A 15952-nucleotide genomic window follows, 5' to 3' on the forward strand; every position below is an offset into this window, starting at 1 on the left:
AACTATTCAGCGTCTTCCTGTTCGTAACCAATCTTCATATCAACACCATCTGCAAGCACTTTGCCGGCAGCGATTTCACGAAGAGCAGTTACAACTTCTTTATTCTTACTATCTACGAGAGGCTCGTAGCCTTCACGGAACTGATGAACACGTTTAATTGCCATCTGAACAAGAAGGAAACGGTTATCTACACGTTCCTGACAGTCTTCTACTGTAATGCGGGCCATTGAGGACTCCTTATGTATGAATGCGGCTAAGCCGTTTTTTCAACAAAATGTTACTGATTAAAGGGGAGACGTGCCCGCAGGTCTAGCAACAGCTTGCTGGACACGGGGTACCACACACTTTCCCTTTGCAACCGTACCCAGCAAACTCCTTCTGGAAGTTCCGGGTCAGTATAAAAATACAATTCAACAAGCGGAACGCCTTCCGCTGCATAAATATTCCAACTGAGCGAGAGCAGCGCGGTCTCCGGTCTATTACGAACCGGAAGACTTACATACTGCATGTCACTAAGTCGCCAAATAAATAAATCCATCCCTGTAAGCTCTTGGTTGGTCAGGTCATCCACCCAGCCTTCCATTGTCTTCGCGATGGTAATATTTCGAACTTCCTTCCCGTCAATACGAGTAAGCGTCTGCTTAACAGCCTCACCGACATTCACGTTAAAAATAGGCTTTTCTTGTAATGCAAAGGCGGTGACTTTCAACTGTTTCACCAACTGTGATGAAAGCTCTACAGGATCAGGTTGACGGCTGTCCTTTGCTTTGTATCCCCCTTCACCATCTTCACGCTTGAAGATTACAAGAGTGGTAGGATCAGAGGAACCATCCTGCCATACAGAGATAGAAAAATCGGCAACGGCTCCCACCAACTCTTCAGTTGATTCGCAGGATGCCCCGCCGTTTACGAGCGTATGAATAAATAGCTCTGCTGAATTTTGATTTACAGCGTGCATCACAAGCGTTTCAGGATACGAAAAACGAAATCCATCATCAGAACGCGTAATTTCCCATGTACCTGTACCTTCCCCCTGCATCCGGATTCTGGTGATCTGGCTTGAAGGAATAGCAATAACACGGGAATCAATAAATGTAGCAACAGGTTGATCAAGCATGGTGACAACGTCCGGAGTTACCAAGCATACCTGACCATCGCCCTTTCGGGCATAAAAAACTTCGCCGCTCACAGCTGAACGTCCAATACCGAGATGCCAAAGAGCCTTTCCTGATAAAGTAATCCGAATTTTCGGGTTGTCCAGACCGTAATCAAGTATCTTTTCAGGCTCTACTTCCGCACAGTTTTGTGGTGGCATTTCACGCAGTTTCGTAAACAACTTCTCAATAACATCTTGCCGTGCAAGACATTTTTTTCCACTAAACAAAACAAACCAGCGTCCCTTTTCCCGTATAAAAGAAAAATGGCCGCTGTTATTTATTAACTCAATCTTCTTCACAGCCTCTGACGGCTGTGTAAACCAAGAAGCATTGCTCACGCGCGACGAACTCGTACGCTGATATGTTTGAACTCCTGCTACAACTCCGGCAGAAAGGAGAAGCAGAGCAATTGCTGCTAGTAGTATTTTTTTCATAAACAACCGTTCAACGGTTTAGTTAATGATAACGTCGGACTTCATCGCCATCATCCTCAAAATAAGCCTGCCTGCGTTTGCAGGGGTTCCTGCTGAACTTAGCAATAAAAAAAACGCAGACTATCCGGCAAGCTTTGCAGTATACTCCCCCACGCGATACCTGTCAACAAAACCATAGCATTTTACACTCTCTCCAGATACCCGCCCGCCATCACATGTCATTTTGACAAACGCCCTCACCGTCCAACGATTCCGCCTAAATCCTGCTTGCCTGACACTGCCCTCCCTGCTAATGCCTCTACACCCCTACTCGCTCCGCCATCATTATATCGGACACGGTAGGCTCAAATATCGCACGAACAGACCAGCTCGCACAACAGGGCTCTTGCGCTTGCCTTGATGCAGCGCAAAAACAAACAAGCCAGCCGAAAGCCGGGTCAGGAGCATATATGGCAAAAGAAAAATTAAGCTACATTCAAAAACAATGCATCGGCAGCGCCGGAAAGCTGATGCAGCAGACAGAAATGATTCACCCCGGCGCACGGATCGGCGTGGCCATGTCAGGCGGCATGGACAGCTGGGTACTCATGCGCACCCTCCTCTATCGCAAAAAAATCGTGCCCTTCACATTTGAGATGATGGCACTGCATATCAACCCGGGATTTGACAACACGAGTCATGCACCGCTCACCCCATGGCTCGTTGAACACGGCATTCCGTATCATATTGAAACCACAACAGACGGTCCGAATGCACATTCCGAGGTAAACCGTAACAATTCTCCATGCTTTTATTGTGCAATGAAACGCCGCACACGCCTTTTTGAATTGTGCAAACAGTACAACCTCACTCACCTTGCTTTCGGTCACAACGCAGACGACCTTGTCGGAACATTCCTGATGAACCTGTATGAGGGAGGGAGCGTCCGCGGCATGTCAATTAAAGAAGATTTCTTTAGTGGCGATCTTACTGTTATCCGACCATTACTTATGGTCAAAAAAGACATCATTCGAAAATGCGTCAAGCAATGGGAATTACCCTTATGGGATAACCCATGCCCTTCTGCATTTGATTCACGCCGTAAAGACGTGATGGACGATTTCTGGGAACTTGCAGGAAAATACAAGAACCTAAAACAAAACGTTTTTAACGGCCTCACCAGATGGCAGCTCGGCTTGACACTTGAGTCTAAAGAGAAGTAACCTCGAAAATTATTTTTTTCACCCCTAACATCTGAGTATCTGAAAGATAATATGCTGTTCAATCGCTACCACGTTGTTGTCTTCAAGGACAATCAGGGGCATTGCAAAAAGATAAGCCTGCACGGCTGGTTTTTTGCAAGCATCCTCTTTCTTATCTTCTCATTATCTGCGGGGAACATTTTCCTGTGGAAATACTACCATCAATCTCAGACATTAGCACAAAATCTGGCAGACTCAGAAAAAACAATTTTCGAACAAAACAGCCAGATTTTAAGCATGGTGGACAAACTACGTATTGTTCAAAAAGATTTACAACGCGTACAGCAGTTTGACACAAAACTGCGTGTCATGATCAATCTCGACAAAGATCAAGGCGAGACCACTTCTGCCATCGGCGGAGCAAAAACTAAAGATTTTGCAGACAATTATCTGCCGATACACAGACAGGAACTGCTGGCCCGTAAAATTCACAGTTTTCTGAAAGACCTTAACACTGAGGTTCGTCTGGAAGAAGTGAGCCAACAAGAGCTGATTCAGACTTTCCGTAAAAACCAACGGCTGCTTGCAGCAACTCCATCCATCTGGCCTACAGAAGGATGGGTGGCATCCCCATTCGGTTCTCGCATTTCTCCATTTACAGGCCGTAAAGACTTCCATAAAGGCATCGATATCGCCAACCGCATCGGCACACCAATTTACGCCACAGCAAACGGTCGCGTCTCTTTTGCCGGCACAGGTGGAGGCTATGGTGTAAACTTGATTATCAACCATGGTGCCGGCGTCCTTACACGCTATGGGCACATGAACCGGTATATCGTCAAAAGAGGCCAAAAGGTAAAACGTGGAGAGTTGATAGGCTATATGGGCAACACTGGTCGCTCGACCGGCCCCCACCTTCACTACGAAGTGAAGCTAAACGGTGTAGCACTGAATCCAAAGAAATTTATCTTAAATTAAATGAAAGACGACAAAGGGGTAATAGACATATTGCCCCTTTGCCATATCTAACGTCAGCCTAATTTCTCTTCACTTCATTTAACTTTTTAGAGTACATTACCATTATGAAACGTACTATCTTAATCGCATCGCAAAACATTCTTGGTAACACCGGCTCTTCAAGAATTATTCTTGCAAACATTAAATACCTGACTAAAGCAGGGCACACCGTCTGGACCATCAGTGAAAAATGCGACAAAGAACTCGTCGCAGAGGCTGGCGGCAAAGCTATTACGGTTCCTACAATTAAGCTAAGTAAATATTCCAGACGTGTTATCTTTTCAAAATTCGTTGATATTGCAGCTAAATTTTTGAAACCAGACATCGTATGGGGACAGGGCGAAAACTTGAACTCAGACATTGTCAGCATGCACAACTGCGTCCATCTGGCATCTGAACTGCTCGACGGTTCAAATTCCAAGGAAGGCAGCGTGCATCGCCTTCATGCAAACTTTCTTTTCGAGCAAAAGTTCAAGTTCATCATAGCCAACTCTCAGCTTATGCGAAACGATCTAATCAAGCGCTATGGAATTTCACCAGACAAAATCACAGTCATCTACCCCGGCTACTCTTCCGATCAATTTTCCCTTGAACATAGAAAGGAACACAGAGCGGCACTACGCAAACAACTCAATATTTCGGACGACAAAAAAGTTATCGGACTCATCACCTCTGGAGATTTTAAAAAGCGTGGAATTACAACACTTCTCAAAGCAATCTCCCTTGTCCCTCAAGAGTCACGCGACAAAATCTCAATTGTTATCGTAGGAAAAGAGAAGAACAAAAAGCAATACGCAGCCGAAGCCGAAAAACTCGGTCTTGCAGAACAGACTCACATCCTCCCTGCAACGCAGGAAGTCCATAAGCTCTACCATGGGCTTGATCTTATGGTTCACGCAGGGCCTATTGAAGAGTTTGGACTTATCATCCTTGAAGCTGTAGTTTGCGGCACTCCTGTTCTCGCCAGCAAAGGCGTTGGCGCAATGGAACTTGCAGATACAACCAGCAGCGATTTCGTAATTCCGGAACAACCGGATGCACAAATCTTCGCAAACGAACTCGAACGCTTTGTTAATGACCCTAATTACGCCACCCGCTGGCTGGCTCTTAATAGAGATCGCTTTGTAGAGTGCACAGATAACAAGCACTTTAGAGAAACCATACGATTCCTCGATGAGCAAGTGTTTGCATAACCGCAGAGAGCTCTCTCCGACGACACTTGTCAGCGAGATCTTAAAAACCATTTAAATAAGATTTTTAAAAATCTCCAAAAGTTCTGGCTAGAAGGCAACACTCTTTTTAGACATTCTCGCTGTTTTTTGCTCCACCACCTTTCAATAAATGAAAAAGGGCATCCCCATCTATGTAGGGTAGCCCTTTTTTTATTATTCGTGTCAATGAGGTATCACGCGCGAAGAAACATACTTAATGAGCTGACCGCCTATAAAATATTTTGGAGAACCCAAAGCATTTTTCAAAACGGTAGCAATTCTCGAAGAATAAGAAATTACAAGCAGCGACAGTAAAACAAGATTCTCTGACCGCCAAAAGCAAACATCACAACACCACTAAAAACAAAAAAATCGCAACTAAATAAGCTTATCGGATAGGTCGCCCACTCGATTTAGCAGCGACTTTAGCGAGAAGATACAACTTTGTTCCCAGCCAATCGATAACGAGCGGCGGAGACACAAGTGCATTTAAAGACTCCTGACACTCACTGAGCACTTCATCCAGTTTGCGTTGACGACCAATGTCAAGCTGCGCAAAAAGACGCGCAAGCTCTCCGGCCTTTCTGCCGGTTATGGCACTGAGAAGTTCGTGCTGACAATGGACGATGAGCTGTACCGCAAGCGTTGCGTCCAATGCACCACGTACCCCTGTTTTGGTGAGAAGCGCTGTGCCCTCCACCATAAAAGTCGCGAGCAAGTCAGACCATTCGCGAACTTCGTCTGAAAGCGCAGAAGAAGTTTCGCCTATCGGCCATGCAAGGGTTACAACCCAACTTCTTGAAACAAGTGTCGGCAACAGGCGCTCACGTTGAGGAGCAAGGAGAAGAAAGCTTGTATTCGGACGCGGTTCCTCAAGCGATTTGAGCAAGGCATTTGCCGAGGCAACGCTTAATGACTGAGCTTCGAAAAGAACAACAACGCGTTTTTTTTCAGACCGTGGCGGCTCTCCCAAGATTGAGCGAAGCTCTCGAATCCATTCTATTTTAATGGTCCCCGTATTGTTGGGTTCACCATCAAAACCGATAGACCCGGCACGTCCGTCGAAAAAAAACAAGTCGCGTGATGATTTAGTAATCATCTGCCTACAGGCACTACATTCCAAACAAGGCGCGGGGGAGTTGACGCAATTAATGCGCGCAGCCCAATAGAGCGCCACAGCTTCACGCTCTTCGGCGGTTCCACCTTCGAACAGAATAACTTGTGGCGGATCTTCTGCGAGCTGCTCAATAAAGCCCCGCACTCTGGCATGACGGGCAGCCAAAGACGGGGCTATAATATCATGAGGCTCCAGAGCGGACTGGGTTAATTGGTCTTTTGACGTACCCAAACCGTTACCTCCGGGATTTTTAACGCATGATAGTCTGATCGCGTTCAGGGCCTACAGAGATGATGCTTACGCGTACCCCTGTGAGGTCTTCGATGCGTTCAATATACTTCTGACAATTTTCAGGAAGTTCTTCCCACTTAGTCGCCTTGGTAATGTCTTCATCCCAGCCCGGTACGGATTCGTACACTGGGGTGCATTCGCCAAGAGCGCCTTGTTCCTGAGGGATGACAGTAACACGTTCGCCTTTGTATTCATATGCGGTACAGATTTTTATTTCTTTCATACCGCTCAGAACGTCCAGCTTAGTAAGTGCAATGTCAGTAGGGCCGTTGAGACGTGCAGTCTCACTGAGAACAACAAGATCAAGCCAGCCACAGCGACGGCGACGACCGGTAGTAGCACCAAATTCGTGGCCTTTTTCCTGCAGGTAGTTACCGTCACCATCAGAAAGTTCAGTCGGGAACGGACCTGCACCTACGCGGGTTGTGTATGCCTTAACGATTGCAATAATACGATCAAGACGGGAGGCTGGAATACCAGCTCCGGCTGAGGCATTACCTGCAACAGTATTGGAAGAGGTTACGAACGGGTAAGTTCCGTGGTCGATATCAAGATGAATACCTTGAGCACCTTCAAACATCACGTTCTTACCAGAGTCGAATGCTTCCCAGATTTCACCAGTAACATCGGCAAGATATGGCACAAGACAGTCACCTGCTGCCACAACCTCTTCGAATACTGCGTCAACGGAAACAGCTTCCCGGCCATAAAGAGCTGTAAACAAAGCGTTCTTCTCAACCAGTGCAGCTTCGATTTTAGCACGAAGCAGAGCATGGTCTGCAAGATCGCCGGCACGAATACCGATTCGAGCTGCTTTATCTTCGTAGCATGGGCCGATACCACGACCGGTAGTACCGATCTTGTTATCGTCTGATTTATGATCTTCACGCGCACCATCAAGCGCACAATGGTACGGCATGATGAGGTGAGTCTTCTTACTGATCTTAAGGCGTTCAGGACTTACATCAAGTCCTTTTGCACGAAGCCCTTCAATCTCTTTCCAAAACACGCCTGGATCAAGCACGACACCGTTGCCAATGAGGCACTTTTTGCCTTCGTGCAGGATGCCTGACGGGATGAGATGAAGGATGTATTCCTTATCACCTACGATTACAGTATGACCGGCGTTATTTCCGCCCTGAAAGCGGACGATTACGTCGATGTCGCGGGTAAGGAGGTCAACAATTTTACCTTTGCCTTCGTCTCCCCACTGAGCGCCCATCACGATTACGTTTGACATTAGCCTCTCCTTCTGGAATGAAACTGCTTTTTCGCGACCCTGTCTATCCGGGGAACGCAAAAAATGCATCTTCTCTTAATATACTCTTTGCACCCCCGTCAATTGATTCAAAGAGAAAAATTCACTAGCGACCTGTTAGATTATTGTTATAATGCCGCTACGATGAAAAAATATATAGGTGCGGTTTGTTACCTTGCCTCGGAGATTCTATGAAGAGACGTTTTTTCACCTCATGGGAAGCAGTTTTACTGCTCTTTCTTATAGCAGCGCAGGCAATGTTTATGGTAGGCTCAGAAGTTATGTCCTACCTTTACCGCCTTCCTCCGGTGCGCGTTGTTGTGCCCAATGTCTCCCAATTTTCCTCTCTTGTTTCTCCATACGGCCTTGGTGTAGACGGCGAACTTTTAAGCAGATTTGCCAAGGAAAAAGACTACACAATCACTATCATCAGAGTAAAAAGTGCAGACGAAGCATGGAAACTAATTTCTAACGATGAAGCAGACTTGCTTGTCGGTTTCGGCGGTGAAATCCCTGAAGAATACGCCAGAAAAATTACTGCCGGCCCTGCGTACGACGACTATCAGTCTGTAACCATCAAAGACACTACACAAGTCGACAACAAAGAACTTCAAGCCCTTTGCCGCAGTCTTTTGGATACAGTTCCTGAAGGCGTAGATGAAGAAATTTACACCGCAAACGACTCTCTTATTTCTTCTCTTGTGGATGCTTTTCCCCAGATGGTTTCGTCTCGGGAAGACAGTGAACCTTCCGGTCAAACCCAGTATGCCAGAAAAAAACTAAGCCCACCTGCCTCTGAAAATTCGACACAAGGTGAAGAACCCGCTGTAAACGTTGCGTCTGAAGATCAAGAAGTTCTTGAAGATGGCGACTGCGTCGATTTTGACCAATTCCACATGTACAATCTCATATCTTTCGATAGCGATGAGGGGGGCATTGCACAAATTGATGTTCGTAATTTTACAATGCTGCACCCCTTCTTCCTTGACGTTGTGCCTGATTCACAAATCAATGAAGAAGGCTCATATCGCTGGTTCTGGCGTAACAAGTTCTTTGCGGAGGCCGGATTACAAAAAGACCTTAGGGACTTCTGGGACTCCGTTAAATCAAAAGATACCATCGCCGCGTTAAAAGAAAAGAATTACGGATTCTTCCCCAAGAAACTGAACTATTACGTTATCAGAAAACTAAAAAATGCATTGCGTAAAAAAGTTCCCAGATATTCAAAAACAATGGAAGAGGCGAGCAAGAAATATGGCATTGACCCACTACTGCTTGCAGCAATAATTTTTCAAGAATCGCATTTCGACAACAGTGCTCGCAGTAGAACTGGCGTACGCGGATTGATGCAGATAACCCAAGCGACAGCAAAAGACCTTGGAATCAACAGACTTGACCCGCAACAATCAATCATGGGCGGGGCAATATATTTACGTAAACTGTGGGATAAATTCGAAGGCCAGAACCTTGCTGAATGGGACAGGTGGTTCTTCACTCTTGCAGCATACAACCAAGGATATGCTCATATTCTTGACGCAATTAAACTTACAAAAAAGCGCGGTGGCACAGGCAAAACCTGGCGGGAATTGAAAGAAACCCTGCCGCTTCTGGCCTGGAAGCGTTACTACTCTCAGACCAGACACGGCTATTGTCGCGGCTATGAAGCCGTTACATACGTAGAAAATATCCGGTACTACTTTTATCTCATTAACGGGTTAGTCGCTCTTTCGAGGCCGGAAGGCGAGAACCTTGCCAAGCTTAGGAGCAGTTTGAACTCCCTGGCTCCCGATGCCTGATTGAACATTGCCCCCAGCGTCCCGTTTCACCATGTCAAAAGCTGCCTGTGGAGGCAGATTGCGCATATGCCCCTGCTCTGATTCTGCCCAGTGATGATTGAACAATTGATTCTTCCAGCGCACAGCCTGAATCAATGAAAAAATCAACGCAGACTCTTCCCATTCCCGACTTGGTTCAAACGTTTCAGTCTTTGCTGCATATTTTTCCCACAAATCCATGAGGGATGCTTCATCGTATCCATTCAGCTGTGCGGCTAATTTTCGAAGGGCGCGTTCCATAGCAGTAAATTGCTCCTTTCTACATGTGAATAATGGTGGTACCGAATCTCTACTGCAATCTGCCATTGCCTTCAAATGAAAATTGCCCCCCGTGCTACTGTATGATACCTTCTTGCCCCTCTGGGGGTGTTGTTGCCGAGACATGGCAACTAAACTCGGCGATACACCACATGTTTGTGTTTTATTTGGGCTATTAACATAACAAGCGGAGTCAAAACCTCATGAGCGACTTGAAGAATATGTACAAAACCATTCTCGGAGATCCATTTCCGTCCGAGATGAAAGTTCAGTTGGGCGATCAAGAGCTTGTGTATCGCAAGCGCACGTGGGAAATTGACGGGGAAGAAAAAGGGCTGCGCTACGGCGAGAACCCTGACCAGCCAGCAGCAGTGTACGAGTTGGCTGAAGGCTCCCTTACTCTCGGTGGTGTGGAGTTTCGTGGACCGGGCAAAGGACTTGTTTCTGCCTTGACTGAAGAAAATATGATTCAGGCAGGCAAACATCCTGGTAAAACCAACCTGACAGATGTTGATAACGCCATTAACATGTTGCAGTACCTCACTGCAAAACCGGCTGCCCTCATCTTAAAGCACAACAATCCTTGCGGTGCCGCATGGTCCGACAAGGGTGTTGCAGATGCGCTTGATAAAGCCTTCTGGAGTGACCGCATTGCTGCTTTCGGCGGCGCGGTAGTGGTAAACCGCCCTATGACGTTAGAGTGCGCCAAAATTATTAACAGCGCATACTTTGAAGTAGTAGCAGCACCTGCATTTGAAGAAGGTGTTGTTGACGAACTGAAAAAACGCAAGAACCTGCGTATACTCGAAATTCCGGGAATGGCACATCTTGAAGAACTGGTAAACGTACCGGTGCTTGACTTCAAGAGCCTGATCGACGGCGGTATTGTAATGCAGCAGTCCTTCCGCAACCGCATTCTCACGGCAGATGACTTTATCCCTGCCACAGCAGAAAAAGACGGTGTAGAAGTAGCAGCACGTAAGCCGACAGCACAGGAAGCGGACGATCTCCTCTTTGCATGGGCTGTTGAGGCCGGTGTTACCTCAAACTCAATTATCTTTGCACGCAACGGCGCTACCGTTTCTATCGGCACCGGCGAGCAGGACAGAGTAGGCTGCGTTGAACTTACTATCCACAAAGCGTACACCAAATTTGCTGACATGCTGGCATTTAAGGAACAGGGCATTTCTTTGTACGAACTTAAGCTTAAAGCGCTTAAAGACAAAGAAGCACAGGCAATTCTGGACGACATTGAAGCCCGCACCCGCGCAGAAAAAGGTGGACTCATGGGAACCGCTATGGTTTCTGATGGATTCTTCCCATTCCGCGATGGTGTCGATGCAGCGCTTGCACACGGTGTAGCTGCAATCGCACAGCCGGGCGGCTCTATTCGTGACTATGAAGTTATCGAAGCAGTGAACGAGGCTTCACCGCAGGTAGCGATGGTCTTTACCGCGCAGCGTTCCTTCAAGCATTAATTAAAGACACTTCCCGCAGGCGGTAACTCGCCTGCGGGAAAGTCATATATACTGCCACCAATAAATTTTGCCTCCTTCCCGGAGGCACCCCGAAAAATACCCGGTGAGAGACACACCGCATAGATACGAATGAATACCGGCAGAAGCCGGTTCCAAATAAAGCAGGTAATATGAGTGCTTCTTCTCTGGTTCGGTATCCCGGACCGGGCTGTGTTGTAGAATTCATGCACGGAAACAAGGCTCAGCAAGGCTGGGTACTTGACGAACAGGGTGGAAAACTACGGATTCTGACAATCAATAAACGCGAGATGAAACTGGCTTCATCACGCGTTCTTCCTTGGGCAGGCCCGTCATACAGCGGTGAACGTTCCCGTCAGGAAATCGGTGAGCTCTTAGAAGAGCATCGGGCGAAACGTGACGCCATTAGTGCTGAACTTGATGCACTTGAATTATGGGATTTTGCACAGGGTGAAGTGGACAAAGAATCCATCCAGTGGTTTGCTGAACTGTTATGGGAAGAACCGGCCATTGACCAGCTTGCTGCACTTGGCAGCGCAATGCTTGCATGCAAGACTCACTTTAAATTCCAACCACCGGAATTTGAAATTTATCCTGCCGAAAAAGTCGACAAGCGCCTTGAAGAAGACCGCAAGCGTCAGGAACGTGAAGCACTCGTTACGCAGGGAGTAGGCTTTTTCCGTACCCTCTGGGAAAAACATTCCAAAGGTCGGGCTCTTGGTAAGGTTCCGGATGAAAGTGTCGCAACCCAGCTTAAAGAAATTATCTTAAGCCGGATGAGCGACCCTGACAGCCATGAAGTAGATCAAGTCTGGAAACAACTGGCTAAAGGCTTGCCAGATGATCAACACATGGCTCTGCACCTTGCCCGTGCATGGGATTTGGTGCCGCCGCACCACAACTTCTGGCTCGACCGCGCAGATTATGATTGCTCCAACAATTGGGCAGACGTATTTTCCGCCGAAGTTCAGGAAATCAAAGAGAAGTGTCTTTCTGTCCGTCAAGAACCGGAAGAACGTACCTATATTTCTATCGATTCCGCCACCACCAAAGATATTGATGACGCTTTCCACATCGAACGTCGTGGTGACGGCGGCTATCGCCTCCGCATCTCTCTTGCCTGTCCGGCTGTTGCGTGGCCGTTCGGCAGTCATTTCGATAAAGAAGTGCTCCGCCGAGCCACCAGCGTATACCTTCCGGAAGGTGACTGTCACATGATGCCGACAGCACTTGGTACAGACTTTTTCAGTCTGCATGCACAAGAAGACCGTCCATCACTGATTCTTGACATGGAGTGCAGCAGCACAGGCGAGTTGGAGCGTTGTACTCCGGTTCCTGTATGGGTCAATCTAGCTGCCAACCTGACCTACATCGATTCTGAAGCCGTCATTAACGGCGGCGGAGAAGCCACTCCTGCTGCCGAGTTTGCGGAACAAATTAAACTTGGCGCAGAACTCAGCGATAAACTTCAGGAACAGCGCATTGCTAATGGTGCGGTTATCATTGAGCGCAACGATCCTAAGGTACTACTTTCCGGCGAAGGAAATGAAACCAAGGTAGAAATTGTTCCCGCGGATGACACCCCAAAAGCTATGAAGCTGGTAAGCGAGATGATGATTCTTGCGAACTCCGGCGTAGCATTGTGGGCAAAAGAGCACGGTATCACCCTGCTTCACAGAACACAGGATGTGGCAGTACCCAAAGAGTACGTAGGAGTCTGGAGCGCACCGCATGACATTGCGCGTGTTGTAAAAGCTCTTTCTTCTGCTATTCTGGAAACAACGCCGAGACCGCACAGGGGGATCGGGGTAGATGCGTACAGTCCGATTACTTCTCCACTGAGACGCTACCCAGACCTTGTCAACGTGGCACAAGTAATACACTATACCGCAACTGGCGAAGCACAGTGGTCCAATGAAGAAATTACCACAATGCTCCCGCTCCTGAACGCCCGCCTTGACTCTGTGGGTCAAATCCAGCGTTTCCGCCCTCGCTACTGGAAGCTTTTATACTTCAAGCAACAGGGTGACAAAGTATGGCGTGAGGCAATTGTTACAGAAGAAAACGATGCCTTTGTAACGGTTTCTTTACCGAATGAGCAAATTTTTGTACGTGGCAGACGTAAGTCTTTTGGCGATAAGGTGAATCCGGGGCAACTTTTTATGGTTCGCATCGGCAAAGTTCACCCTTTGAATAACGAAATCCAAATTCTGGATGCAATGGAAAGTTAACATCCTGTTCCAAGTCTATGCTCAATTGTAGACACCACCGGACAGATATTGATGAACTATCGCAAGGAGAGTGAACATGCTGGCTAAACTTCTCTGGCTTGGTATCGCATACGTTATGGGCTCCATTCCGTTCGGTCTGCTTATCGCTAAAGCTACCTGCGGAATCGACCCACGTCTCGACGGCAGTAAAAATGTCGGCGCAACCAACGTAGCCCGTCTTTGTGGCTTTAAATATGGCGTTGCAACACTGCTCTGCGACCTTCTTAAAGGCGCAGTCCCCGTCGCAATTGCTTTTACCATCAGCCATAACTGGCTATTTATAAGCCTTGTTGCGCTTGCTGCGCTTATGGGGCACGTGCGTTCCTGCTTCCTCGGTTTTGAGGGAGGCAAAGCGGTAGCAACAACTGTTGGTGTGTTTATCCCGCTGGCATTTTACCCTATTCTTTTTAGCTGTATCGCTACTGCACTCGTCATCTGGCGCTCCGGTTACGTGTCCATGGGATCACTGACTCTTGTTGTAACCCTTCCGGTGTTCCTGTTCCTGTCCGGTCATTGGTCTTTTATCCCTTTGGCTCTCGTAGTGCTCGCACTTGTATTCTGGACTCATAGAGAAAACATCGGCCGCCTTGCACGTGGTGAAGAAAAATCTTGGCTTAAGAAGAAGCACGAGGAACAAGCATAATGAAAAAAGCATCAGTATTCCCCGAATACCGGGGAAATATGGAATACTACTGTCTTGGTTGCGGAAAACGTTTCGGCATCGACGAACTTTTATACACCTGCCCAGAATGTGGTGGTGTATTCATGCTCGACAATCTCGACTTTAAAAAACTTTCCGAACGTACCGGCAAAGAATGGCGTGAGCTATTCGATACCCGTGCGGCTTCAAAGAACACCGCATTACGCGGTATCTTCCGTTTTTACGAATTGATGGCACCTGTTCTGGAAGAGGAAGACATCGTCTACTTAGGCGAAGGTAACACCCCTATCATTGAAGCTAACGATCACCTTGCCGAAAAAGCAGGTGTCCGCTTTGCCTTCAAAAACGATGGGCAGAACCCGAGCGCTTCTTTTAAAGACCGTGGTATGGCGTGTGCTTTTTCTTATCTCAAAGCACTGGTACGCAAACACGGATGGGACGAAGTCCTCACCGTATGTGCATCCACTGGTGACACTTCGGCTGCAGCAGCACTGTATGCTTCATACATCGGCTCCCCGCTCAAATCTGTAGTGCTTCTGCCACACGGCAAAGTGACTCCGCAGCAGTTGTCCCAGCCTCTCGGCTCCGGTGCGACCGTGCTGGAAATTCCGGGCGTATTTGATGACTGCATGAAGGTTGTAGAAAACCTTGCAGAAAACTACCGTGTAGCCCTGCTCAACTCCAAAAACAGCTGGCGTATTCTCGGTCAGGAATCTTACGCATTTGAGGTTGCACAGTGGTGTGACTGGGATCTTAAAGGCAAATGCGTATTCGTACCAGTGGGTAACGCAGGTAACATCACCGCTGTTATGGGTGGATTCCTTAAGTTACATCGCCTTGGCATCATCAGCGAACTTCCGCGCGTATTCGGAGTACAGTCTCACCACGCCGACCCTGTATATCAGTACTACAGCGTAGAAGATCCGGCAAAACGCGTATACAAGCCGGTTACAGTCACCCCTTCCGTTGCTCAGGCAGCAATGATTGGTAACCCTGTATCGTTCCCGCGTGTAAAGCATTTTGCAGAACAGTTTGAAGCCATCGGCGGCAAAGGCTCTTTCCAAGTATTACAGGTGACAGAACAGTCGATTATGGATTCCATGATCGAAGCAAACATGAACGGCCACATCGCATGTACTCAGGGTGGAGAGTGCTACGCAGGTCTCAAGCGTGCAAAAGAACTTGGCCTGATCGCTGAAGATGAATTTGCAATCCTTGACGCAACTGCGCATGCGCTAAAATTTTCAGGGTTCCAGGACATGTACTTCAGCAACAGTTTCCCTCCGCAATTCGGCGTGCAGCCGGATACGGCTCTTGCCAACGCACCAGAACTGGTCATTGAAGAATCTGCAAAAGCAGAACTGGCACCGGAAGCATTCACCGAAGCTGCTGCAAAAACTATTGCAGATAAGCTGGGACTTCAGAGCAAATAATTTGTAGCGAAACGCCTTCGGTAACGCTACGAAGCTTTGTATCTACGACGTTTGCCACCGGCGGCTTATACTTCGCCCTCTTTCATAAAATAAGAAAAGGCTGTTCCATAATTATGGGGCAGCCTTTTTTACTTGCCGGACAACATGACACTCCCCGAACCATACGCTGTTTCAACTATTTTTATGTACGGCAGCAGGCTGAGCATCTTTGAATCATACCAACATTACATTGAAATAATGAGTTTTTCTTTCTAAAAAAATTAAATGAAACTAAAGCCCAAATCATCCCTCTGTTGTAATGTACATTTTTTTGCATTACCTTTTAATCACAAA

Annotated in this window: 13 protein-coding genes; 8 read left to right on the plus strand and 5 right to left on the minus strand. The window is 47.4% G+C overall.

The window, feature by feature from the left end; genetic code table 11:
* Positions 1-2 precede the first annotated feature (2 nt).
* Together rpoZ and F461_RS0109465 are read right to left on the minus strand one after the other, a co-directional pair.
* Positions 3-227, minus strand: coding sequence for a DNA-directed RNA polymerase subunit omega (gene rpoZ, locus F461_RS0109460; protein ID WP_020000914.1), 225 nt, complete (start codon positions 225-227; stop codon positions 3-5).
* 50 nt (positions 228-277) lie between these two features.
* Positions 278-1591 (minus strand): DUF4340 domain-containing protein, encoded by a 1314-nt coding sequence (locus F461_RS0109465; RefSeq protein WP_020000915.1) that lies wholly within the window; start codon positions 1589-1591, stop codon positions 278-280.
* A gap of 449 nt (positions 1592-2040) precedes the next feature.
* Between F461_RS0109465 and F461_RS0109470 the strand changes: the two genes are divergently transcribed.
* The 3 genes from F461_RS0109470 (at position 2041) to F461_RS0109480 (ending at position 4982) form a co-directional block, all read left to right on the plus strand.
* Positions 2041-2793, plus strand: coding sequence for a tRNA lysidine(34) synthetase (locus F461_RS0109470; protein ID WP_020000916.1), 753 nt, complete (start codon positions 2041-2043; stop codon positions 2791-2793).
* Between the two features lie 51 nt (positions 2794-2844).
* On the plus strand, positions 2845-3750 hold the full coding sequence (locus F461_RS0109475; protein ID WP_020000917.1) for a M23 family metallopeptidase: 906 nt from the start codon (positions 2845-2847) through the stop codon (positions 3748-3750).
* A 104-nt stretch (positions 3751-3854) separates the two neighbouring features.
* Positions 3855-4982: a glycosyltransferase family 4 protein gene (locus tag F461_RS0109480; RefSeq protein WP_020000918.1), complete on the plus strand. Its 1128-nt coding sequence runs from the start codon at positions 3855-3857 to the stop codon at positions 4980-4982.
* A 406-nt stretch (positions 4983-5388) separates the two neighbouring features.
* Here the strand turns inward: F461_RS0109480 and F461_RS0109485 are convergent, their stop codons facing one another.
* On the minus strand, positions 5389-6348 hold the full coding sequence (locus tag F461_RS0109485) for a DNA polymerase III subunit delta' (protein ID WP_020000919.1): 960 nt from the start codon (positions 6346-6348) through the stop codon (positions 5389-5391).
* A gap of 19 nt (positions 6349-6367) precedes the next feature.
* Positions 6368-7648 carry an adenylosuccinate synthase gene (locus tag F461_RS0109490; RefSeq protein ID WP_020000920.1) on the minus strand — a complete coding sequence of 427 codons (1281 nt, stop codon included), beginning with the start codon at positions 7646-7648 and terminating at the stop codon, positions 6368-6370.
* Positions 7649-7857: 209 nt separating this feature from the next.
* Between F461_RS0109490 and F461_RS18680 the strand changes: the two genes are divergently transcribed.
* The gene (locus F461_RS18680) at positions 7858-9462 is read left to right on the plus strand and encodes a transglycosylase SLT domain-containing protein (RefSeq protein WP_020000921.1); all 1605 of its coding nucleotides are present in this window, start codon (positions 7858-7860) and stop codon (positions 9460-9462) included.
* Here F461_RS18680 and F461_RS19065 read toward each other — a convergent pair.
* Positions 9382-9741 (minus strand): hypothetical protein, encoded by a 360-nt coding sequence (locus tag F461_RS19065; RefSeq protein WP_020000922.1) that lies wholly within the window; start codon positions 9739-9741, stop codon positions 9382-9384. The two genes, F461_RS18680 and F461_RS19065, sit on opposite strands and share 81 nt — an antisense overlap.
* 221 nt (positions 9742-9962) lie before the next feature.
* Between F461_RS19065 and F461_RS0109500 the strand changes: the two genes are divergently transcribed.
* The 4 genes from F461_RS0109500 to thrC all read left to right on the plus strand — a co-directional run bounded on the left by F461_RS0109500 (position 9963) and on the right by thrC (position 15619).
* Entirely contained in the window at positions 9963-11237 is a 1275-nt protein-coding gene (locus F461_RS0109500; protein ID WP_020000923.1) for an AICARFT/IMPCHase bienzyme formylation region, read from the plus strand.
* A gap of 170 nt (positions 11238-11407) precedes the next feature.
* Positions 11408-13486, plus strand: coding sequence for a ribonuclease catalytic domain-containing protein (locus F461_RS0109505; RefSeq protein ID WP_020000924.1), 2079 nt, complete (start codon positions 11408-11410; stop codon positions 13484-13486).
* 76 nt (positions 13487-13562) lie between these two features.
* Complete coding sequence (gene plsY / locus F461_RS0109510) at positions 13563-14168, plus strand: glycerol-3-phosphate 1-O-acyltransferase PlsY (RefSeq protein ID WP_020000925.1); 606 nt, start codon at positions 13563-13565, stop codon at positions 14166-14168.
* The gene (thrC, locus tag F461_RS0109515) at positions 14168-15619 is read left to right on the plus strand and encodes a threonine synthase (RefSeq protein WP_020000926.1); all 1452 of its coding nucleotides are present in this window, start codon (positions 14168-14170) and stop codon (positions 15617-15619) included. The genes plsY and thrC overlap by 1 nt, the downstream gene beginning before the upstream one ends.
* Positions 15620-15952 lie beyond the last annotated feature (333 nt).

The sequence above is a fragment of the Halodesulfovibrio aestuarii DSM 17919 = ATCC 29578 genome (genome assembly GCF_000384815.1).
Classification (GTDB): domain Bacteria; phylum Desulfobacterota; class Desulfovibrionia; order Desulfovibrionales; family Desulfovibrionaceae; genus Halodesulfovibrio; species Halodesulfovibrio aestuarii.